At 64.7% G+C, this 20,935-nt stretch carries 18 protein-coding genes; 1 reads left to right on the top strand and 17 read right to left on the bottom strand.

Annotation, left to right across the window (positions count from 1 at the left end):
* Positions 1 to 30: 30 nt before the first annotated feature.
* From pstA to A9J21_RS12250, 7 genes are all read right to left on the bottom strand, one after another.
* A complete protein-coding gene (gene pstA / locus A9J21_RS12280; RefSeq protein ID WP_066735922.1) occupies positions 31 to 933 on the bottom strand; it encodes a phosphate ABC transporter permease PstA in 903 nt (300 codons plus the stop codon).
* Complete coding sequence (gene pstC, locus A9J21_RS12275) at positions 930 to 1,895, bottom strand: phosphate ABC transporter permease PstC (protein WP_066735920.1); 966 nt, start codon at positions 1,893 to 1,895, stop codon at positions 930 to 932. The genes pstA and pstC overlap by 4 nt, the downstream gene beginning before the upstream one ends.
* Before the next feature lie 143 nt (positions 1,896 to 2,038).
* Positions 2,039 to 3,070 carry a phosphate ABC transporter substrate-binding protein PstS gene (gene pstS, locus A9J21_RS12270; protein ID WP_066735919.1) on the bottom strand — a complete coding sequence of 344 codons (1,032 nt, stop codon included), beginning with the start codon at positions 3,068 to 3,070 and terminating at the stop codon, positions 2,039 to 2,041.
* A gap of 322 nt (positions 3,071 to 3,392) precedes the next feature.
* The gene (gene glmM, locus A9J21_RS12265) at positions 3,393 to 4,739 is read right to left on the bottom strand and encodes a phosphoglucosamine mutase (RefSeq protein ID WP_066735918.1); all 1,347 of its coding nucleotides are present in this window, start codon (positions 4,737 to 4,739) and stop codon (positions 3,393 to 3,395) included.
* A gap of 4 nt (positions 4,740 to 4,743) precedes the next feature.
* Positions 4,744 to 5,613, bottom strand: coding sequence for a dihydropteroate synthase (folP, locus tag A9J21_RS12260; RefSeq protein WP_066735941.1), 870 nt, complete (start codon positions 5,611 to 5,613; stop codon positions 4,744 to 4,746).
* 115 nt (positions 5,614 to 5,728) lie between these two features.
* Positions 5,729 to 7,630 carry an ATP-dependent zinc metalloprotease FtsH gene (gene ftsH, locus A9J21_RS12255; protein WP_066735916.1) on the bottom strand — a complete coding sequence of 634 codons (1,902 nt, stop codon included), beginning with the start codon at positions 7,628 to 7,630 and terminating at the stop codon, positions 5,729 to 5,731.
* Between the two features lie 198 nt (positions 7,631 to 7,828).
* Positions 7,829 to 8,500: an RlmE family RNA methyltransferase gene (locus A9J21_RS12250; protein WP_066735914.1), complete on the bottom strand. Its 672-nt coding sequence runs from the start codon at positions 8,498 to 8,500 to the stop codon at positions 7,829 to 7,831.
* A 160-nt stretch (positions 8,501 to 8,660) separates the two neighbouring features.
* Here A9J21_RS12250 and A9J21_RS12245 point away from each other — a divergent pair, with 160 nt between their 5' ends.
* Positions 8,661 to 9,164, top strand: a complete 504-nt coding sequence (locus A9J21_RS12245) for a YhbY family RNA-binding protein (protein WP_066735910.1) — start codon at positions 8,661 to 8,663, stop codon at positions 9,162 to 9,164.
* Positions 9,165 to 9,272: 108 nt separating this feature from the next.
* Here A9J21_RS12245 and A9J21_RS12240 read toward each other — a convergent pair whose 3' ends face one another.
* The 10 genes from A9J21_RS12240 to A9J21_RS12195 form a co-directional block, all read right to left on the bottom strand.
* Complete coding sequence (locus A9J21_RS12240; protein WP_066735906.1) at positions 9,273 to 9,776, bottom strand: DUF4149 domain-containing protein; 504 nt, start codon at positions 9,774 to 9,776, stop codon at positions 9,273 to 9,275.
* A 15-nt stretch (positions 9,777 to 9,791) separates the two neighbouring features.
* Complete coding sequence (greA, locus tag A9J21_RS12235; RefSeq protein WP_066735904.1) at positions 9,792 to 10,268, bottom strand: transcription elongation factor GreA; 477 nt, start codon at positions 10,266 to 10,268, stop codon at positions 9,792 to 9,794.
* A 247-nt stretch (positions 10,269 to 10,515) separates the two neighbouring features.
* Positions 10,516 to 13,764: a carbamoyl-phosphate synthase large subunit gene (carB, locus tag A9J21_RS12230; protein ID WP_066735902.1), complete on the bottom strand. Its 3,249-nt coding sequence runs from the start codon at positions 13,762 to 13,764 to the stop codon at positions 10,516 to 10,518.
* Positions 13,765 to 13,832: 68 nt separating this feature from the next.
* Positions 13,833 to 14,513: a leucine efflux protein LeuE gene (gene leuE / locus A9J21_RS12225; protein WP_066735899.1), complete on the bottom strand. Its 681-nt coding sequence runs from the start codon at positions 14,511 to 14,513 to the stop codon at positions 13,833 to 13,835.
* A gap of 47 nt (positions 14,514 to 14,560) precedes the next feature.
* Complete coding sequence (gene carA, locus A9J21_RS12220) at positions 14,561 to 15,709, bottom strand: glutamine-hydrolyzing carbamoyl-phosphate synthase small subunit (RefSeq protein WP_066735897.1); 1,149 nt, start codon at positions 15,707 to 15,709, stop codon at positions 14,561 to 14,563.
* Positions 15,710 to 16,038: 329 nt separating this feature from the next.
* Positions 16,039 to 16,452: a RidA family protein gene (locus A9J21_RS12215; RefSeq protein ID WP_066735895.1), complete on the bottom strand. Its 414-nt coding sequence runs from the start codon at positions 16,450 to 16,452 to the stop codon at positions 16,039 to 16,041.
* A 51-nt stretch (positions 16,453 to 16,503) separates the two neighbouring features.
* A complete protein-coding gene (locus A9J21_RS12210; RefSeq protein ID WP_066735893.1) occupies positions 16,504 to 16,935 on the bottom strand; it encodes a thioesterase family protein in 432 nt (143 codons plus the stop codon).
* 10 nt (positions 16,936 to 16,945) lie between these two features.
* Positions 16,946 to 18,649: an AMP-binding protein gene (locus tag A9J21_RS12205; protein WP_066735891.1), complete on the bottom strand. Its 1,704-nt coding sequence runs from the start codon at positions 18,647 to 18,649 to the stop codon at positions 16,946 to 16,948.
* Between the two features lie 31 nt (positions 18,650 to 18,680).
* Complete coding sequence (locus tag A9J21_RS12200) at positions 18,681 to 19,853, bottom strand: acyl-CoA dehydrogenase family protein (RefSeq protein ID WP_066735888.1); 1,173 nt, start codon at positions 19,851 to 19,853, stop codon at positions 18,681 to 18,683.
* Positions 19,854 to 19,862: 9 nt separating this feature from the next.
* Complete coding sequence (locus A9J21_RS12195) at positions 19,863 to 20,714, bottom strand: enoyl-CoA hydratase family protein (protein ID WP_066735886.1); 852 nt, start codon at positions 20,712 to 20,714, stop codon at positions 19,863 to 19,865.
* Positions 20,715 to 20,935 lie beyond the last annotated feature (221 nt).

Raw genomic sequence — 20,935 nt, 5'->3', positions numbered from 1 at the left:
AGTCAGGTCAGGCGTGATGCGTGGCGCCGCTTATTTCTTGAACAGGACGCGTGCGACGATATTCAACGCAAGCACCCCGATGGTAATCAGGAACACGCCCGCCCAGGCCAGTTGCTGCCATTCCGTGAACGGGCTCATGGCAAAGCGGAAAATCGTCACGGGCAGGTTGGCCATCGGCTTGTTCAGGTCGGCGCTCCAGAACTGGTTGGACAGCGCGGTGAACAGCAGCGGCGCGGTTTCGCCGGCGATACGGGCCACGGCCAGCAGCACGCCGGTCACGATGCCCGCATACGACGACTTGACCGTGATCGACATCACCATCTTCCACTTCGGCGTGCCCAGGGCCACCGCGGCCTCACGCAGTGCGTTCGGCACCAGGTTCAGCATGTTCTCGGTGGTGCGTACCACGATCGGAATCTGCAGCAGCGCCAGGGCGCACACGCCGGCCCAGCCCGAGAAGTGGCCCATGCGGGTCACCACCAGCGCGTAGACAAACAGGCCGATCACGATCGACGGCGCCGACAGCAGGATGTCGTTGATGAAGCGGATAAGGCTTGCCAGCGGCGACTTCTGACCGTACTCGGCCAGGTAGATGCCAGCCAGGATGCCCAGCGGCGTACCGACCAGCGTTGCCACGCCCACCAGCACGAAGCTGCCGAAAATGGCGTTGGCAAGGCCACCGCCGGCGGTGTTCGGGGCCGGCGTCATCTGCGTGAACAGGTCGAGCGACAGGCCGCCGACGCCCAGCGAGATGGTGGTCCAGAGAATCCACGCAAGCCAGAACAGGCCGAAGGCCATGGCACCCAGCGAGGCCGCCAGTGCAAAGGCATTGATGCGTCGGCGCGAACTCTGGAGCCGCGTGCGGACGGCTTCGGAATCGGGCCGGACGGCGGGAATGGACGAAGTGGACACGGCTTGACTGGCTTGGTTCATTTGCCACCCTCATTCTTTGCAAGGCGCAACAGCAGGATCTTGGACAGGGCCAGCACCACGAACGTGATGAAGAACAGGATCAGGCCCAGTTCCATCAGCGCGGCGGTATGCAGGCCGGCACCGGCTTCGGCGAATTCGTTCGCCAGGGCCGAGGTGATGCTGTTGCCCGGCGAGAACAGCGACACGTTGTCGAGCAGGTTGGTGTTGCCGATCACGAACGTGACGGCCATGGTCTCGCCCAGCGCGCGGCCCAGGCCAAGCATGACGCCGCCGATCACACCGGCACGCGTGTAGGGCAGCACCACGCGCCACATCACTTCCCACGTGGTGCAGCCGATGCCGTACGCCGATTCCTTCAGCAGCACCGGCGTCACTTCGAACACGTCGCGCATCACCGAGGCGATGTACGGGATGATCATGATCGCCAGGATCACGCCCGCGCACAGCAGGCCGATGCCCAGCGGCGCGCCCTGGAACAGCTTGCCGATCACCGGCACCTGCCCCACCGTATTGGCGAGCGGCTTCTGGAAATATTCGCCGAAGATCGGCGCGAACACGAGCAGACCCCACATGCCGTAGACGATGGACGGCACGGCGGCGAGCAACTCGATGGCGGTACCAAGCGGACGGCGCAGCCATACGGGCGACAGCTCGGTAAGAAACAGTGCGATGCCGAAGCTGACCGGCACGGCGATGATCAGGGCGATCAGCGAGGTGACCAGCGTGCCGTAGATCGGCACGAGCGCGCCGTACACATCGGCGGGCGGATCCCATTCGGCGGTCCACAGGAACGACAGGCCGTACTGCTTGATCGAGGGCCACGCGCTGATGGCGAGCGACACGATGATGCCGCCGAGCAGCAGCAGGGTGACAATGGCGGCGCCGCGGGTCAGGCCGCCGAACAGGATGTCGCCAAGGCGGCTGGGAGGCCGGACGGCAGGAAGATCGGACGTAGTCGCCATGATGGAAATCGGTAGGTGGAACAAGTGCTGCGGTGGCGCCACGGCCACCGCAGCCCCGCCACGCAGTGCCCGCCCCGCGCTCAGGCGGACCGGGCTTGCGTGCCGGGCCGTACTTCAGTACAGCAAAAGCTTAGTACAGCGGCTTAGTACAGGGCCTTGCCCGAACCGTCCTTGATGCTCTGCTTCCAGGTCGCGCGGATCTGGTTGGCAACGGCGTCCGGCAGCGGCACGTAGTCCAGGTCCGAAGCCATTGCACCGCCGCTCTTGTAGGCCCAGTCAAAGAACTTCATGACTTCCTGGCCCTGGGCCGGCTTTTCCTGCGTCTTGTGCAGCAGGATGAACGTGGCGCCAGCGATCGGCCATGCGGCCTTGCCCGGCTGGTTCGTCAGGATCTGGTAGAACGACTTGTTCCAGTCGGCACCGGCGGCAGCGGCCTTGAACGCGTCGTCGCTCGGCTGCACCACTTCGCCCGACGAGTTCTTCATCGTCAGGTACGTCATCTTGTTCTGCTTGGCATAGGCGTACTCGACGTAGCCGATGGCGCCATTCAGACGCTGCACGAAAGCGGCCACGCCTTCGTTGCCCTTGCCGCCCGTGCCGCCACCCGGCCAGTTCACGGTCGTGCCCTCGCCTACCGTGCTCTTCCAGTCATTGCTGACCTTCGACAGGTAGTTCGTGAAGATGAACGTCGTGCCCGAGCCATCGGCGCGGCGCACCGGCAGGATGTCCTGGCTCGGCAGCTTGGCCTTCGGGTTCAGGGCCTTGATCGCGGGATCGTCCCACTTCTTGATCTTGCCCAGGTAGATGTTGGCCAGCACGTCGCCGGTGATGGTCAACTCGCCCGGCTTCACGCCTTGCAGGTTGATCACGGGCACCACGCCACCGATCACGGTCGGGAACTGGATCAGGTTGCCCTTGGCCAGTTCGTCGTCCTTCAGGGGGGCGTCCGAAGCGCCGAAATCGACCGTCTTGGCGTTGATCTGCTTGATGCCGCCCGACGAACCGATGGATTGATAGTTGACCTTGTTACCCGTTGCTTTTTGGTAGGCGTCGGCCCACTTGGAATACACGGGCGCCGGGAATGAAGCGCCTGCACCGGTAATTTCCGCCGCGAACGCAGTACCCGCCACCACAATCGACACGATGCCTGCAACGGCAGTCTTGACCAGCTTCATATGTCCTCCAGAGAACATTGGTTGGGAATGACAAATTTTTGACAAGGCGAACTGTATGCCGCTTGTATGACAGTTCCATGACATCTCGAAATCTTCTTCAAAGACCCCGTCAAATGGCCGATATTCCCCACCCGTCACGAAACCGTCTTCTCATCGTGCTTTAATCGCCACTCCCCTGCCAGGCGCGCTTGCATCACCTCGACATGCGAAGGCTTGCCGGCGAATCGTCGGTTAATTGCTAAATTTTGAGAAAAAAACGCCACGGACCGGGCCCGTGGCGTCTGGATGCGCGTTGCGGTCCTTCCGGACCCAAGGGCAACCGTCAGGCAGCGCGCAACGCGTTGGCGAGCGTCTGCGCGGCGCGCTCGGCGGTTTCCACCTGTTCGGCTTCGACCATCACGCGCACCACCGGCTCGGTACCCGATGCGCGGATCAGTACGCGGCCACGGCCTTCCAGTTCTGGCTCCACCTGCTCGCGGGCAGCCTTCAGGCCAGGATGGCTCTGCCAGTCAAAGCCCTTCTCCACGCGCACGTTGATCAGCGTTTGCGGGAACAGGTTGACCCCATCCAGCAATTCGGCCAGCGTCTTGCCGCTGCGGCGCAGCGCGGCCAGCACCTGCAGCGCCGACACGATGCCGTCGCCCGTGGTGTGGCGATCCAGGCACAAAAGGTGACCCGAACCCTCACCGCCGAGCTGCCAGCCGCGCTTGTTCAGTTCTTCCAGCACGTAGCGGTCACCAACCTTGGCCCGCACGAAATCCACGCCCAGGCGCTTGAGCGCGAGTTCCACGGCCATATTGGTCATCAGCGTGCCAACTGCGCCTTCCACCTTCTGGCCGGACGCCTGGCGATCGCGCACGATCAGGTACAGCAGTTCGTCACCGTTGTAGAGACGGCCCTGTGCATCCACCACCTGCAGGCGGTCAGCATCGCCGTCAAAGGCCAGGCCGACATCCGCCCGATGGCTGCGCACGGCTTCCACGAGCTTTTCGGGGGCCGTTGCACCATAACCGGCGTTGATATTGCGACCATCGGGCTGATTGCCGATCGGAATGACCTCGGCGCCGAGTTCGTGGAACACGTGAGGGGCAATGTGGTACGCCGCGCCGTGCGCGCAGTCCACCACCACGCGCAGGCCGTGCAGGTCCTGCTCATACGGGAACGTGCTCTTGCAGAACTCGATGTAGCGGCCGGCAGCATCGTCGATGCGCTTGGCGCGACCCAGGTCTTCCGAGCGCACGCACATCATCGGCTCTTCCATCAGCGCTTCGATCTTTGCCTCGACTTCATCGGGCAACTTGTCGCCCGAGGCCGAGAAGAACTTGATGCCGTTGTCGTAGTAGGGATTGTGGCTGGCCGAAATCACCACACCGGCCGCCAGGCGCAGCGCGCGCGTCAGGTAGGCGATGGCAGGGGTCGGCAGCGGGCCGGTCAGGCGCACGTTGACGCCTGCGGCAGTGAAACCGGCTTCCAGGGCGGCTTCGAGCATGTAGCCCGAGATCCGCGTGTCCTTGCCGATCAGCACGGTCGGCCGGCCTTGCGACGTCTTCTGCCCCAGCGCCAGCACCTTGCCTGCGGCATAGCCGAGCCGCATCACAAAATCGGGCGTAATCGGCGCCTCGCCAACCCTGCCCCGTACGCCATCCGTCCCGAAATACTTGCGTGTCATCTGATCATTCTCCTTGCTGCCCCTGCGGGGCAACTGACTCGTGGCGGATCGCCCACCAGACCTTGAGGGCGTCCACGGTTTGTTCTACGTCATGCACGCGCACGATATATGCGCCTTTCTCGGCGGCACAGACTGCCGCGGCGATACTGGCCGCCACGCGGCCCTGCGGCGGCTTGCCACCGACGATGGCCCCAAGCGTCGACTTGCGCGACAGCCCTGCCAGCACCGGCAGCCCGTCGATCGCCAGTTCCGGCATCTGTCCGAGCAGGCGCAGATTATGATCCGGCGTCTTGCCAAATCCAAACCCCGGATCGAGCGAAATACGTGAATCGTCCACGCCCGCCGCACGCAGGGTTGACACCCGTTCGCGCAGGAAATCCGCGACTTCCGCCACCACGTCGACGTACTTCGGATTTTCCTGCATGGTCTGGGGATCGCGCTGCATATGCATGACACACAGGGCCGCCTGCCCTGCCGACACCGCTTCGACGGCGCCGGGCATGCGGAAGCCCCAGATATCGTTGATCAAATCGGCTCCGCCCGCCAGTGCGGCCCGCATCACCTCGGGCTTGTATGTGTCGATTGACAACGGTTTGCCGCAGCCGGCCAGCGCCTCGACAATCGGCATGACACGGTCGAGTTCCTGATCCAGGGGCAACGCCGCCGATCCGGGCCGGCTCGACTCCCCACCGATGTCGATGACGTCTACACCCTCGGCAATCATTTGCTCGGCGTGGCGCAGCGCCGCATCGCGCGAGGCGTGCTGGCCGCCATCCGAGAACGAATCGGGGGTCACGTTAAGGATGCCCATCACCAGCGGGCGGCGATTGCGGGCAAAGCGATAGCGCCCGCACTGGAAGAACTCGATCGACAAGATGTACACCTGAAAAACAAAAAGCCGGCGCACCAGGCACCGGCTTCGGAGGCTATCAGAATCCGCCGCGTTTGAAACCGTTGCAAACGGTCTGTTACGCGGCGGTGCAACCCGATTACACCGTATCGTCGACGCGCGCCGTGGCGGGCGCATTGGTCGGGGCTACGGGCGAACCACCCGGAGGCGTGCTGCCGCCACCGCTCGGACCCTGCAGGCCCCGCGGCGGGCGCGGCGGCTTGCCGGCCATGATGTCGTTCACCTGGTCGGCGTCGATCGTTTCCCACTCCATCAGCGCGTTGGTCATGGCTTCGACCTTGTCGCGGTTCTCTTCGAGCAGGCGCTTGGCCAGCGCATATTGCTCGTCGATGATGGTGCGGATTTCCCCGTCGACCTTCTGCTGCGTGGCTTCCGACACCGTCTTCGACGACAGCTTGCCGAACATGCCGTCCTGCTCGGTATCCACGTAGACCATGGCCCCCAGCGAGTCGCTCATGCCGAAGCGGGTCACCATGTCGCGGGCGATCTTGGTGGCACGTTCGAAGTCGTTCGAGGCACCGGTGCTCATGGCGTTGAGGAAGACCTCTTCGGCAGCGCGGCCGCCGAACAGGATCGCGATTTCCTCAAGCATGTTGTCCTTGTACTTCGAGTACTTGTCGTGCTCCGGCAACTGCCAGGTCACGCCCAGCGCCCAGCCACGCGGCATGATCGTGACCTTGTGGACCGGATCGGCCTTCGGCAGCAGCTTGGCAACCACCGCGTGGCCCGACTCGTGGTAAGCCGTGGCCTTGCGCTCCTCCTCGCGCATGACCGTCGACTTGCGCTCCGGACCCATGTAGATCTTGTCCTTGGCGTCCTCGAAGTCCTGCATGTCCACCACACGCTTGTTGCGGCGGGCGGCAAACAGCGCAGCTTCGTTGACCAGGTTGGCCAGGTCGGCGCCCGAGAAGCCCGGCGTACCGCGTGCGATCACCGATGCATCCACGTCGTTGCCGATCGGCACCTTGCGCATATGCACCTTCAGGATCTGCTCGCGGCCACGGATGTCCGGCAGGCCCACATAGACCTGGCGGTCGAAACGACCCGGACGGAGCAGTGCCTTGTCCAGCACATCGGCACGGTTGGTCGCGGCGATCACGATGACGCCCGAGTTGGCCTCGAAACCGTCCATCTCGACCAGCATCTGGTTCAGCGTCTGCTCGCGCTCGTCGTTACCGCCGCCCATGCCGGCGCCACGGTGGCGGCCGACCGCGTCGATTTCGTCGATGAACACGATGCAGGGGGCCTGCTTCTTGGCGTTCTCGAACATGTCGCGCACGCGGGCAGCACCCACGCCGACGAACATTTCCACGAAGTCAGAACCCGAGATGCTGAAGAACGGCACCTTGGCTTCGCCGGCGATGGCACGCGCCAGCAGCGTCTTGCCGGTACCCGGAGGGCCCACCAGCAGCACGCCGCGCGGAATGCGTCCGCCCAGCTTCTGGAATTTCTGCGGGTCCTTCAGGAAGTCGACCAGTTCGACCACTTCTTCCTTGGACTCGTCGCAACCGGCCACATCGGCGAAGGTCACGGCGTTCTGGTTCTCGTCGATCAGGCGCGCGCGGGACTTGCCGAACGAGAAGGCGCCGCCTTTCCCGCCGCCCTGCATCTGCCGCATCATGTAGAACCAGAAGACGATGATCAGAAGCGTCGGTCCCAGGTAGTACAACGCCTGGACCAGCACGTTCGGCTCGTCGTCGGCCTTGCCGGTCACCTGGACGCCGTACTTCATCAGGTCGCCGACCATCCAGATATCACCCGGCGAGATGATGGTGTACTTGGGGCCTTCCTTCGGGGAGACCACCAGGTTACGGCCCTGCACGTCGACGCGCGACACCTTGCCGTTCTTGGCGTCATCCATGAACTGCGAATAGGTGACCCCGTCCTGGGCACGCGGTTTGTCAAACTGCTTGAAGACGGTGAACAATACCAGCGCGATCACGAGCCAGATTGCCGCCTTTTGAAACAGGTTGTTATTCAAGGCCGAACTCCTTTGCAATTGCCTTGCCAACGGATAGCTGCATTGCATTGTAATGCAGCGCCCGCCCCCACAGGGAAATCTGATTCTATGAGCCTGATAGTGCCCGAGCCGCCAGCTCCGGGCAAGCGGGGCGATCCCCGGAACAAACCCGGATACCCCTGCTTTCGTGGGGGTGGCCGTACACCGTCATGCATCCTGTCAGTCCACTGATTTCAGGTAACGCCCAAGAATGAAGGTTTCTGAAGACTTGTCGCGCGACGCCTTGGGCTTGCGCTTGGCGACAACCTTGAACTGACGCTTGAACTTCTCAACGATCTGGCTGTAGCCGGACCCGTGGAAGCACTTGACCAGCAGCGACCCCTCGGGCTTCAGGTGGGCCTGGGAAAACTCCAGCGCCAGATCGCACAAATACTCGATCCGCGCCGAATCCGCCGACGCCACACCGGACAAATTGGGGGCCATGTCCGAGATAACAAGGTCGATTCTCGACCCGCCCGATGCCTCCAGCACCACCTTTTCCAGTTCCCGGAACACTTCCTCCTCCCGGAAATCGCCCTGGATAAAGATTACGTCGGCCACCGGCTCCATCGGGAGGATGTCGATGGCCACCACGGCGCCGTCGATCTTGCCGTCCGTCGCGCGGGGCGAAGCCGCCAGCTTGTTGCGGGCATACTGGCTCCAGCTGCCCGGCGCGGCACCCAGGTCGACAATGACCTGGCCGGGTTGGATCAGCTTGTCCTGGTCGTCGATTTCCTTGAGCTTGTAGGCCGCACGGGCGCGATACCCCTCGCGCTGCGCCATCTTCACGTAGGGATCGTTAATGTGGTCGTGGAGCCACGACTGGTTGAACTTGTTCTTGCCCTTGGCCATTAATGAGACTTGCCTTCTTGCTGGGAAATCCGGCTGCACGGCCACAATTCAAGGCCGAAAGCAGGTTTTTCTCCCGATTTGGTGATCTTTGCCGCCTCCCGGCGACCTTTTTTCGCATGGTTGACGGATAATACGCGCCAATCCGAAATTTGCTGCTCCAATGCCCGCTCTACAACTGATCTCTGCCCAACGTTCCGAACTGCGCTCGCGCGCCCACGGCCTCAACCCCGTGGTCATGATCGGCGCCGAAGGCCTGACCCCCGCCGTCCTGGCCGAAATCGACCGCAGCCTCGCGGCACATGACCTGATCAAGATCCGGGTGTTCGGTGACGAGCGCGATACGCGCATCGCCATCTACGAGGCCATTTGCGACGAACTCGACGCTGCGCCGATCCAGCATATCGGCAAGCTGCTGGTCATCTGGCGTCCGGGCCCTGCCCGCCTCAAGGAAAACCAGCCGGACGACATGGGTGCCGCCCGCCGTCGCCTGGGTACGGGCGCCGCCCCGCGTACCGTCATGGTTCGCAAGGCCACCGGCTCGACCCAGCGCCGCGCGCCCCGCACCGCCGTCAAGGTGCTCGGCAATGAACGCGTGACCCAGGCCGGCAACGTCAAGCGCGCTCGCGCACGCCCGTCCAGCCAGAAGAAGAAATCACTGGGCTGACCGGCAGGATCAGATTGGCTGCATGCCAATCGGTTCCCATGACCCAGCAAGAAAGGCGGCCATGGCCGCCTTTTTCCTTTTCCGGGGTCTTCCGGGCCTTTCCGCCGCTTACTCTCCAGCCGCTCGCGGCGCGCTGGCGCGCCACACCAGCACCAGGGCCAGCAGGCTTTGCAGCAGGTAGAACACGCTCGACACGCCATGCAGCATGCCGAACTGGCTCTTGTACGGCGAATCCGAAACACCCAGGTTCAGCGCCTGCGCCTTGACCTTGAGCCCTTCCATGAACGGCTGCAGGCCGAAATAACCCGCCAGCACGCACACCAGCATCGACAGCACGATCCAGCGCAGGGCCCGATAACGCGCGGCGCCGCGGCGAATCAGCACATTACACAACACCAGCTGCAGCACACCGATCGTCACGCCGAGGATAGCCTCATAGCGGAACAGGTGTCCCGCAATCATGCCGGCCGTCTCGCGGCTGGGCAGCACGGCGAACAGCGTCGGTGCCACCATGTAACCGACAGTCCACAGGCTCCCCGCCCAGACCACGGTCAGCAGCAGGAAGATACGGTGCGGCAGCGGCGGCAGATTCGAGTACGAAGACGAGAACACCCGTGCCCCGCCGCGTCAGATGTAGCGGACGGTGATGACTTCGTATTCGCGTTCACCGCCCGGAGCCAGCACGATGGCGACATCGCCCTCGAACTTGCCGATCAGGGCGCGCGCGATCGGCGAGCTGACCGAAATCTTGCCACTGTCCAGATCGGCTTCGTCGTCGCCGACGATCTGGTAGCTCACGGCGCTGCCCGATTCCAGGTCTTCCAGGTCCACGGTGGCACCGAACACGATGCGGCCGTCGGTGTCGAGCTGGGTCGGGTCGATAACCTGGGCGGCGGAGAGCTTGGCCTCCACTTCCTGAATACGGCCTTCGATGAATGCCTGCTTTTCCTTGGCAGCGTCGTACTCGGCGTTTTCCGACAGGTCGCCCTGGGCACGTGCCTCGGAGATGGCATTGATCACCGCAGGACGTTCGACGGCCTTGAGGCGCTGCAGCTCTTCCTTCAGGAGTTCGGCGCCGCGCTTGGTAATCGGAATGGTGCTCATTGTCTCGTTCAACAAAAAAATGAGCCGCAGCGGAGCTGGAACCATGCTCCGGCAGCAATTCTGCCGGTCAGCACTTCCGCTCGACCGCGGCTTTCAGATGGGATCGAACCGGCACCGGGGCACGGATCGATCAGCGAATTCGACGTAGTTTAGGCCAGAACCGCCGCCGGTATCAACCCGGCGGCAGCGCTGCGGCACGGGGGCGTTTCCCCGCACCGCAGCATAGGCGGCACTCGACCGGCCTGGATCAGGCCAGTTGCTTGTGCAGGCCTTGCAGGTCGTAGACCTCCAGGCTTTGCATGTGCTTCAGGCCTTCCACGGCGGCGTTGGCGCCGGCGATGGTGGTGTAGTACGGCACGCGGGCAGCCAGCGCGGCGATACGGATCGAACGCGAATCGGCGATTGCCGTGCGCGTCTCGTCCACGGTCGTGAAGACCAGGGCCAGTTCGCCGTTCTTGATCATGTCCACGATGTGCGGACGGCCGTCCTTGACCTTGTTGACCACGCGGACCGGGATGCCGGCAGCCTCGATGGCCGAAGCCGTACCGCGCGTGGCAACGATCGGGTAGCCCAGGTCGTGCAGCATGCGGGCCACGGTCACGGCGCGCGGCTTGTCGCTGTCCTTCACCGTGATCAGCACGGTGCCCTTCTCGGGCAGACGCGAACCGGCAGCCAGCTGGCTCTTGAACAGCGCTTCGCCGAACACCTTGCCCACGCCCATCACTTCGCCGGTGGAACGCATTTCAGGTCCGAGGACCGGATCCACGCCCGGGAACTTGTTGAACGGGAACACGGCTTCCTTGACGCTGAAGTACGGCGGCACGACTTCCGCGCCAATGCCTTGCGAGTCCAGCGACTGGCCGGCCATGCAGCGCGCGGCGATCTTCGCCAGCGACAGGCCGGTAGCCTTCGACACGTACGGCACCGTGCGCGACGCACGCGGGTTCACTTCCAGCACGTAGACGATGTCTTCGCCGTTCTTCTGCTGGATGGCGAACTGCACGTTCATCAGGCCAATCACGTTCAGCGCCTTGGCCATCGCGGCGGTCTGGCGCTTCAGTTCGTCGACGGTCGCCTGCGACAGCGAGTACGGCGGCAGCGAGCAGGCCGAGTCGCCCGAGTGGACGCCAGCCTGTTCGATGTGCTCCATCACGCCGCCGATGAACACGCGCTGGCCGTCGCACAGGGCGTCCACATCGCATTCGATCGCGTCGTTCAGGAAGCGGTCCAGCAGCACCGGCGAATCGTTCGACACCTTCACGGCCTCGCGCATGTAGCGCTCGAGGTCGCGCGGCTCGTGCACGATTTCCATGGCGCGGCCACCCAGCACGTACGACGGACGCACCACCAGCGGATAGCCGATTTCCTCGGCCAGGCGCAGCGCTTCGTCCTCGGCACGGGCCGTGCGGTTCGGCGGCTGGCGCAGGCCCAGGTCCTGCAGCAGCTTCTGGAAACGCTCGCGGTCTTCCGCGGCGTCGATCATGTCCGGGCTCGTGCCGATGATGGGCACGCCGTTGGCTTCCAGGTCCAGCGCAAGCTTCAGCGGGGTCTGGCCGCCGTACTGGACGATCACGCCAACCGGCTTTTCCTTGTCGACGATTTCCAGCACGTCTTCAAGCGTCAGCGGCTCGAAGTACAGGCGATCCGAGGTGTCATAGTCGGTCGACACGGTTTCCGGGTTGCAGTTGACCATGATGGTCTCGTACCCGTCTTCGCGCAGTGCCAGCGCGGCATGCACGCAGCAGTAGTCGAACTCGATACCCTGGCCGATCCGGTTCGGGCCACCGCCCAGCACCATGATCTTCTTGTTGGTGGTCGGGTCCGCCTCGCACTCGCCATGCTCGGCTTCGTACGTGCCGTACATGTAGGCGGTGTTGGTGGCGAACTCGGCCGCGCAGGTGTCCACGCGCTTGTAGACCGGGCGCACGTTCTGCGCCAGGCGCGCCTCGCGCACGGCCTTGGCGTTGGTCTTGAGCAGCCTGGCCAGGCGGCGGTCAGAAAAGCCCTTCTGCTTCAGGAAGCGCAGCTCGACAGCCGACAGGCTTTCCAGCGTGCGGTTGCGTACCAGGCCTTCGGTCTTGACGATGTCTTCGATCTGGGCCAGGAACCACGGATCGATGTCGGTCTCGGCGTAGACCTCTTCCAGCGACATGCCCAGGCGGAACGCGTCGCCCACGTACCAGATACGATCCGGGCCGGCTTCGCCGATTTCCTCGACCACTTCGTCGCGGTCGGTCGACTTCTCGTCCAGGCCGTCCACGCCCACTTCCAGGCCGCGCAGGGCCTTCTGGAACGATTCCTGGAAGGTACGGCCCATGGCCATCACTTCGCCCACCGACTTCATCTGGGTGGTCAGGTGGCTGTCGGCAGCCGGGAATTTTTCGAACGCGAAACGCGGCACCTTGGTGACCACGTAGTCGATCGACGGCTCGAACGACGCCGGGGTCTGGCCGCCGGTGATTTCGTTCTTCAGCTCGTCCAGCGTGTAGCCCACGGCCAGCTTGGCCGCGACCTTGGCGATCGGGAAGCCCGTGGCCTTCGAGGCCAGTGCCGACGAACGCGACACACGCGGGTTCATCTCGATCACGATCATCCGGCCATCCTTCGGATTGATCGAGAACTGCACGTTGGAACCGCCGGTGTCCACGCCGATCTCGCGCAGCACGGCCAGCGAGGCGTTACGCAGGATCTGGTATTCCTTGTCGGTCAGCGTCTGGGCCGGGGCCACGGTGATCGAGTCACCGGTGTGGATGCCCATCGGGTCCAGGTTTTCGATCGAGCAGATGATGATGCAGTTGTCCGCCTTGTCGCGGACCACTTCCATCTCGTATTCCTTCCAGCCGAGCAGCGATTCCTCGATCAGCAGCTCGCGCGTGGGCGACAGGTCCAGGCCGCGCTTGCAGATCTCTTCGAACTCTTCGCGGTTGTAGGCGATGCCGCCGCCGGTGCCGCCCAGCGTGAACGACGGGCGGATCACGATCGGGTAGCCGGCAGTGCCGGTTTCCTGGGCGATGCGCGACTGCACGGCCACGGCCTCGTCCATCGAATGGGCGATACCCGACTTGGCCGAACCCAGGCCAATCTTGGTCATCGCATCCTTGAACTTCTGGCGGTCTTCGGCCTTGTCGATGGCTTCCGGCGAGGCGCCGATCAGCTCCACCTTGTACTTGTCCAGCACGCCATGGCGATGCAGGTCCAGCGCGCAGTTCAGCGCGGTCTGGCCGCCCATGGTCGGCAGGATGGCGTCCGGGCGCTCTTTCTCGATGATGCGCTCGACCACTTCCCACGTGATGGGCTCGATGTACGTCACGTCGGCCGTGTTCGGGTCCGTCATGATGGTCGCCGGGTTCGAGTTGACCAGGATGACCTTGAAGCCCTCTTCGCGCAGCGCCTTGCAGGCCTGTGCGCCGGAGTAGTCGAATTCGCACGCCTGGCCGATGATGATCGGGCCTGCGCCGATGATTAGGATGCTCTTGATGTCTGTGCGCTTTGGCATTGCACGCTCTCTTTGTTGGCCGGCCCGCAAGTTCCCGCGGCCCGTACCGGATATCAGGTTTTGGATCGTCAGCCCAGGGTGGCCGTGGCCAGCTTGGCACCGAAGCCGATGAACATCGCGCCGACCCCGCTCGACATGCCTGCGGACAGGCGCCGGCGGCGGCGGAACGCATCGGCCAGCCGCGCGCCCACGAAGATGATCGTCGTCAGGTACGCGAAGCTGCAGATCTGGCAGACCAGCCCCAGCGCCACGAACGACAGCGCCGGATACGCGAACTGCGGATCCACGAACTGGATGAAGAACGAGATAAAGAACAGGATGGCCTTCGGGTTCAGCAGGCTGATGACCAGCGCCTTGGTGAACGGGTTCGCAGACCTGTCCACGGGCACGGCCGCCTGCGCCGCAGCGCTGTCCGGGCTTGCCGGCTTCGACCAGTTGCGCACTGCCCCGCGCAGCATCTGGAAGCCGATCCAGCCCAGGTAGCCGGCGCCCACGTACTTGATCACGTGGAACAGCGCCGGGCTGGCCTTGAGCAGCGAGGCCACGCCCGCGGCCGACAGCACCATCAGGATGGCATCGCCCACGAACACGCCGCACGCGCCCTTGTAGCCGGCACGCACGCCGCGCTGGGCGGCCACCGACAACACATACATCGAGTTCGGCCCCGGCAGCAGCACGATGAAGATCGTGCCGAGCACATAGGTCCAGAAGTCGGTGATGCCGAAGCTGGCGTGCATGAAAGCAGTCATGTCGGGCAGGTCCTGTTCAGGTCTCTCGAAAGCGTCATCTCGCCGCGTCAGGCAGCCGCCTTGGCGCGGGCGTCCTGCATCAGCTTCGTGAAGCGGTCGAACAGGTACGCGATGTCATGCGGACCCGGCGACGCTTCCGGGTGACCCTGGAAGCAGAAGGCAGGCTTGTCGGTCAGCGCGAAGCCTTGCAGCGTGCCGTCGAACAGCGACGTGTGCGTCACACGTGCGTTGGCCGGCAGCGTCGACGCATCGACGGCGAAACCGTGGTTCTGCGACGTAATCACCACACGGCCATCGTCGTGATCCTTGACCGGATGGTTCGCGCCATGGTGGCCCGTGCTCATCTTGAGCGTCTTCGCGCCCACGGCCAGTGCCATGATCTGGTGACCCAGGCAGATGCCGAACGTGGGGATGCCGCGGGCGATGAACTCGCGCGTGGCGGCGATGGCGTAGTCGCACGGCTCGGGGTCGCCAGGGCCGTTCGACAGGAAGATGCCGTCCGGATTCAGCGCCAGGGCATCGGCCGCGCTGGCTTGCGCCGGCAGCACCGTCACCTTGCAGCCGCGCTCGGCCAGCATGCGCAGGATGTTGAACTTGACGCCGTAGTCATAGGCCACCACGTGGAACTGCGGCTTGTCCTGCTTGCCGTAGCCTTCGCCCAGCTTCCATTCGGTCTGGGTCCACTCGTACGGTTCCTTGACGGACACGACCTTCGCCAGGTCCATGCCCGACAGGCCCGGGAACGAGCGCGCCAGGTCGATGGCCTTCTGCACGTTGTCCTCGCCTGCCAGGATGCAGCCGTTCTGGGCGCCCTTTTCGCGGAGGATACGGGTCAGCTTGCGGGTATCGATACCGGCGATCGCCACGACCTTTTCCTGCTTCAGGTAATGGGCGAGCGTGTGTTCCTTGCGGAAGTTGGAGGCCAGAAGCGGCAGATCCTTGATGATCAGGCCGGCGGCATGGACTTTCGTGGCTTCTACATCCTCAGGATTGACGCCGTAATTGCCGATATGCGGATACGTCAGCGTGACGATCTGCCGGGAATAGCTCGGGTCGGTGAGGATTTCCTGATAACCGGTGATGGCGGTGTTGAACACCACTTCGCCGATCGTATGGCCGGAAGCGCCGATGGAATAGCCACGAAAGACCGTGCCGTCTGCAAGCGCGAGGATGGCGGACGGAAAAGACGGTAACACGGGTAGGCTCCTGCTGGACTCACCCCGTGACCGACCTGCTCAACGCCTCGTGCCCCGTGGGCGGCCCATTGAAGGGACCGGCTGGCGCATGGCTTTTTCATCACTTTTTTGCAGTGCATGAAAAACGCGCGCAATCGGGGCGGCGGAAGGTGGAATACGGTAGGCGCTAGGGTGAAGGGTTCTGAAAGCGAAACTTTCGAATTATATCCCGTCGCACCCAATTTCTCAAGTATTCAACAACTTACGATGGACAGAAGCGGCGTGCGGCTTACCTGTCATGGGAATGACATGGTGCCGCACGGCCGGGCTTCACAGGTTCGCCGGGTGATTTACACCGTCGGCGGCACCACCGCCGTGACCTCGATTTCCACCTTGGCGCGCGGCTCCACCAGATCGGCCACTTCCACGGCGGTCATCGCCGGGAAATGCCGGCCGACGATATCGCGATAGTGCTGGCCGATGGCCTTGTAGGCGCCCACATATTCGGCCTTGTCCTTCACATACCAGGTCATGCGCGCGATGTGCTCCGGCCGCGCCCCACCCTGCTCCAGCACCGCCACGATATTGCGCAGCGCCTGCGCCACCTGCAGCGCGAAATCGTCGGTCTCGAATTCACACTGGCCGTTCCAGCCAATCTGCCCGCCCACGAAGATCAGGCGGCTGCCCACCTGCATCTCGGCCATGATGCCGTTGGCGTAGCCCCTGGGCGCTGCCCAGTCGGGCGGTTGCAATGTCTTCAGCATGTTCTGTCCTCTCGGTGATGCCAGTCAGTTCGTTCCGATCGTTCGGTTTGTTCAGGGCCGTGCGGCGGGCGCCAGGTAGCGCCCCATCGCGGTGCGTACGGGGTCCGGCAGCGGCTGCGAGGTCATCTCGCGCGTATCCACGCAGACCAGCCGCTGGGCGATGGCCATGCGCGTGCCGCCATCGGGGCCGGCAAAGCGGATCTCCACGGCAAAGCTGCTGCGGCCGATATGCGTGACGCGCAGTTCGCGGGTCAGCAGTTCGCCCAGGCGGCTCGGCGCCTCGAAGCGGCACTGCAGTTCGGCCGTGGGAATGCCGGCGTGCGCCGCCCCGTGCATGACGCCGAACGGCCAGTCCAGCGCATCGGCGAACCAGTCCTCGACAAAGTCGTTCAGCATCTCGAAGTAGCGCGGATAGAACACGATGCCGGCAGCGTCGCAATGCTTGAAGCGGATGCGCACGTGGTTGCGGAATACCTCGCTCATGACAGGTTGCTCACGGCTGGCCGCCTTCGTTCGCCATCTGCCGCAGCCTGAAGCGCTGCAGCTTGCCGGTCTCGGTGCGTGGCAGCGCGGCCACGAACTCGATGCGGCGCGGATACTTGTAGGGCGCGATCTCGCGCTTGCAGTAGTCCTGCAGGGTCGTACGCGTGGTCTCGCCGGCCTCCACACCGGGGCGCAGCACCACGTAGGCCGTCACCACCTGGCCGCGCTCGGCGTCGGCCGCGCCCACCACGCCGCACTCGGCCACGAATTCGTGCTTCATCAGCGTGCCCTCCACCTCGGGTCCGGCGATGTTGTACCCGGCCGAAATGATCATGTCGTCGGAGCGGGCCTGATAGAAGTAGTAGCCGTCCGCGTCGGCCATGAAGGTGTCGCCGGGCAGGTTCCAGCCGTCGCGTACATAGGCTTCCTGGCGCGGGTCATCGAGATACCGGCAACCGGTGGGGCCGCGCACGGCCAGCTTGCCCACGGTGCCGGGCGGCACCGGCTGCATGTTGTCGTCCACGATGCGCGCCTCGTAGCCCGGCACCACGCGGCCCACCGCACCGGGCCGCACATCGGCGCCGGCGCTGGAAACGAAGATGTGCATCATCTCGGTGCCGCCGAGCCCGTCGGTCATCTCGATGCCGGTGGCCGCCTTCCACGCCTGGCGCGTGGCGTCGGGCAGCGCCTCGCCGGCCGACACGCTCTTCTTCAGGCTGCCGATATCGAAGTTCTTCGCCAGCGTCGACATCTGGCGGTAGAAGGTTGGCGCCGTGAACACCACCGTGGCGCGATGGTCCTGGATCAGCTTGAGCAGCGTCTCGGGCGTGAGCTTCTCCGCCAGCGCCGTACTCGCGCCGATGCGCAGCGGGAAACACAGCATGCCGCCCAGCCCGAACGTGAACGCGATCGGCGGCGTGCCGCAGAACACATCGTCCGGCGTGGGCTTGAGCACGTGGCGCGGAAACAGGTCGCACATCGCCAGTACATCGCGATGGAAGTGCACGGTACCCTTGGGCTGGCCCGTGGTGCCGCTCGTGAACGCGATCAGGCAGATGTCGTCGGCAGCGGTGTCGCAGGGCGCGAAGGTATCCGGCTTGCCGTCCATCGCGGCTTCCAGCGACCCTGCGCCGGTGCCGTTGAAGTAGCGCACCGTGGTCAGCGTCGGGCAGTAATGCTCGCCGTCGGCGCGCTGGTTGGCATCCAGCTCCTCGCGCAACCGTGCGTCGCACAGCGCAGCCGAGACCTGCGCCTTGTCGATGATCTGGCGCAGTTCCTTGGCCCGCAGCAGCGGCATCGTCGGCACCGCGATCAGCCCGGACTTGACCGTTGCCAGCCAGCTGGCCGCCATCATCAGGTTGTTCGGCCCGCGCAGCAGCACGCGGTTACCTGGCACCAGCCTCATGTCCTCCACCAGCACATGGGCGATGCGGCTGACCAGCGCCGCCAGCTGCGCGTAGGTCACCGTTTCAATGCTTCCGTCGCGCTCGTGGCGCACGGCCACGCGCTGGCCGTTGCCTTCCGACACATGACGATCCACCAGTTCCACGGCCGCGTTCAGCCGCGCCGGGTAGCGCGTGTCGTCGTTGAACTGGAATACCGGCCACGTGCCCGCCGGCGGCAGGCGGTCCCGGGCAAAGGTGTCGACGTGCGCCGTCGCTGCGCCCGGGGCGGTACTGGCGCCGGCATTCGGGACGATGGTGGGGGCGGCCATGCTTGTCTCCTGTTGGATTCGGTTCGATGCGTCAGGCCTGGCGCGCCGCAAGCGTCTCGCGCGCGATGATCAGCTTCTGCACTTCGGTGGCGCCTTCGTAGATGCGCAGCGAGCGGATCTCGCGGTACAGGCTCTCCACGCGCGTGCCCACCTTCACGCCCAGGCCGCCAAAGATCTGCACGGCGCGGTCGATCACCTGCTGCGCATTCTCGGTAGCCACCATCTTGGCCATGGCCGCCTCGCGCGTGGTGCGCTGCTGGCGCACGTCGCGCAGCCAGGCAGCGCGGTAGGTCAGCAACGCTGCCGAGTCGATGGCCGTCGCCATTTCGCCAATGGCTGCCTGCGTCAGTTGCAGATCGGCCAGCACGCCGCCGAACATCGGCCGCGACGTGGCCCGTGCCAGCGCATCGTCCAGCGCGGCGCGGCCAAAGCCCAGCGCGGCCGCCGCCACCGATGCGCGGAAGATGTCCAGCGTCATCATTGCCACCTTGAAGCCCTGGCCCGCGTCGCCCAGCCGGTTGCCCACCGGCACGCGGCAGTTGTCGAAACGCAGCGTGGCAAGCGGATGCGGGGCAATCACGTCGATCCGTTCGGCGATGGTCAGCCCCGGCGCGTCGGCATCAACCACGAAGGCCGTAATGCCACGCGCGCCGGGCGCCTCGCCCGTTCGCGCGAACACACAGTAGAAATCGGCAATGCCGCCGTTCGAGATCCAGGTCTTGGCGCCGTCCAGCACATAGTGGCTGCCGTCGTCGGACAGCCGCGCGCTGCATTGCATGGCCGCCACATCGGACCCGGCCTCGGGCTCCGACAGCGCAAAGGCCGCAATCGCCTCGCCCCGGGCCACGCGCGGCAGGTAGCGTTCGCGCACCGCGTCGCTGCCGGCCAGCGTGATGGCGCCCGAACCCAGGCCCTGCATCGCAAAGGCGAAATCGGCCAGGCCGTCGTGACGGGCCAGCGTTTCGCGCAGCAGGCACAGTGCGCGCGAGTCCAGCGCCGGCAAGGCGCCGCCGAAGGCTGCCGGCACGCAGTAGCGCAGCCAGCCAGCGTGGCCCAGCTGGCGCACCAGCGCCCGGCACGCGGCATCGGCGTCGTGATGATCGATATCGCGCAGGTGCTCGCCACACCAGCCATCCAGGTCGCGTTCAAGCTGCCGGTGCGCGTCGTCGAAGAACGGCAGGTCGAGATAGGTCTTGTCGCTCATGCCTGCTCCTCAGTCGCCTTCGAACACGGGCTTCTGCTTCGCTACGAAAGCATCGTAGGCGCGCCGGAAGTCGCGCGTCTGCATGCAGATGGCCTGCGCCTCGGCTTCGGCCTCGATGGCCTCGTCCACGCCCATGTTCCATTCCTGGTGCAGCAGCTTCTTGGTCACGCCATGCGCGAAGGTGGGGCCCGCAGCGATCTGGGCGGCCAGCGCCTGCGCTTGGGCCAGTACGGCGTCCGATGCATGCAGCGCATTGAAGAAGCCCCATTGGAGCCCTTCCTCGGCCGTCATCGAGCGGCCTGTATAGAGCAGTTCGCTGGCGCGGCCCTGCCCGATCATGCGCGGCAGTAACGTACACGCGCCCATGTCCGCGCCGGCCAGGCCCACGCGGACGAACAGGAAAGCCGTCTTGGCCTGCGGCGTCCCCAGCCGCAGGTCCGACGCCAGTGCCATCATGGCGCCCGCGCCGGCGCAGATGCCGTCCACGGCACTGATCACCGGCTGCGGGCAGGCGCGCATGGCCTTGACCAGATCGCCGGTCATGCGCGTGAAGTCGAGCAACTCGGGCATCGACATGCGCGTCAGCGGGCCGATGATCTCGTGCACGTCACCGCCCGAGCAGTAGTTGCCGCCCGCGCCGGTAATCACCACGGCCTTGATGTCGGTGGCGTAGCACAGCCCGCGGAACAGGTCGCGCAGCTCCGCATAGGAATCGAAGGTCAGCGGATTCTTGCGCTCCGGCCGGTTCAGCGTGATCGTCGCCACCTTGCCGTCGGCCGACACCGACCACAGGAAGTGCTTGGGCTGGTAGTCGGCAAATGCGCGCTTGTGGTGACGCATGTCCAGTGCAATCTCGGTCATCTCTTTTCTGTCTCCAGTCTGTGTTCTCCGCTTCCCCGCGGCGCGAGAGGGGTGGGGAGAGAGGGCACCGCAGTTCGAACCATGACGGTCGTATCGTGAACGGCCCGCCCTCTCCCCCAGCCCCTCTCCCGCTAGCGGGAGAGGGGAGCAAACATTCGGTGCTTCACCACGCCATCACCACGCCATCACCACGCCATCACCACGCAATCACCACGCAATCA

This window comes from Cupriavidus sp. D384 (assembly GCF_001652915.1).
Lineage (GTDB): Bacteria > Pseudomonadota > Gammaproteobacteria > Burkholderiales > Burkholderiaceae > Cupriavidus.
This window is presented reverse-complemented; position numbering and strand designations above follow the sequence as displayed.

Coding starts and splice junctions, on each gene's coding strand:
- pstA (WP_066735922.1), bottom strand. CDS start 933: ATGAACCAAGCCAGTCAAGCCGTGTCCACTTCGTCCATTCCCGCCGTC.
- pstC (WP_066735920.1), bottom strand. CDS start 1,895: ATGGCGACTACGTCCGATCTTCCTGCCGTCCGGCCTCCCAGCCGCCTT.
- pstS (WP_066735919.1), bottom strand. CDS start 3,070: ATGAAGCTGGTCAAGACTGCCGTTGCAGGCATCGTGTCGATTGTGGTG.
- glmM (WP_066735918.1), bottom strand. CDS start 4,739: ATGACACGCAAGTATTTCGGGACGGATGGCGTACGGGGCAGGGTTGGC.
- A9J21_RS12250 (WP_066735914.1), bottom strand. CDS start 8,500: ATGGCCAAGGGCAAGAACAAGTTCAACCAGTCGTGGCTCCACGACCAC.
- A9J21_RS12245 (WP_066735910.1), top strand. CDS start 8,661: ATGCCCGCTCTACAACTGATCTCTGCCCAACGTTCCGAACTGCGCTCG.
- greA (WP_066735904.1), bottom strand. CDS start 10,268: ATGAGCACCATTCCGATTACCAAGCGCGGCGCCGAACTCCTGAAGGAA.
- carB (WP_066735902.1), bottom strand. CDS start 13,764: ATGCCAAAGCGCACAGACATCAAGAGCATCCTAATCATCGGCGCAGGC.
- leuE (WP_066735899.1), bottom strand. CDS start 14,513: ATGACTGCTTTCATGCACGCCAGCTTCGGCATCACCGACTTCTGGACC.
- A9J21_RS12215 (WP_066735895.1), bottom strand. CDS start 16,452: ATGCTGAAGACATTGCAACCGCCCGACTGGGCAGCGCCCAGGGGCTAC.
- A9J21_RS12210 (WP_066735893.1), bottom strand. CDS start 16,935: ATGAGCGAGGTATTCCGCAACCACGTGCGCATCCGCTTCAAGCATTGC.
- A9J21_RS12205 (WP_066735891.1), bottom strand. CDS start 18,649: ATGGCCGCCCCCACCATCGTCCCGAATGCCGGCGCCAGTACCGCCCCG.
- A9J21_RS12200 (WP_066735888.1), bottom strand. CDS start 19,853: ATGAGCGACAAGACCTATCTCGACCTGCCGTTCTTCGACGACGCGCAC.
- A9J21_RS12195 (WP_066735886.1), bottom strand. CDS start 20,714: ATGACCGAGATTGCACTGGACATGCGTCACCACAAGCGCGCATTTGCC.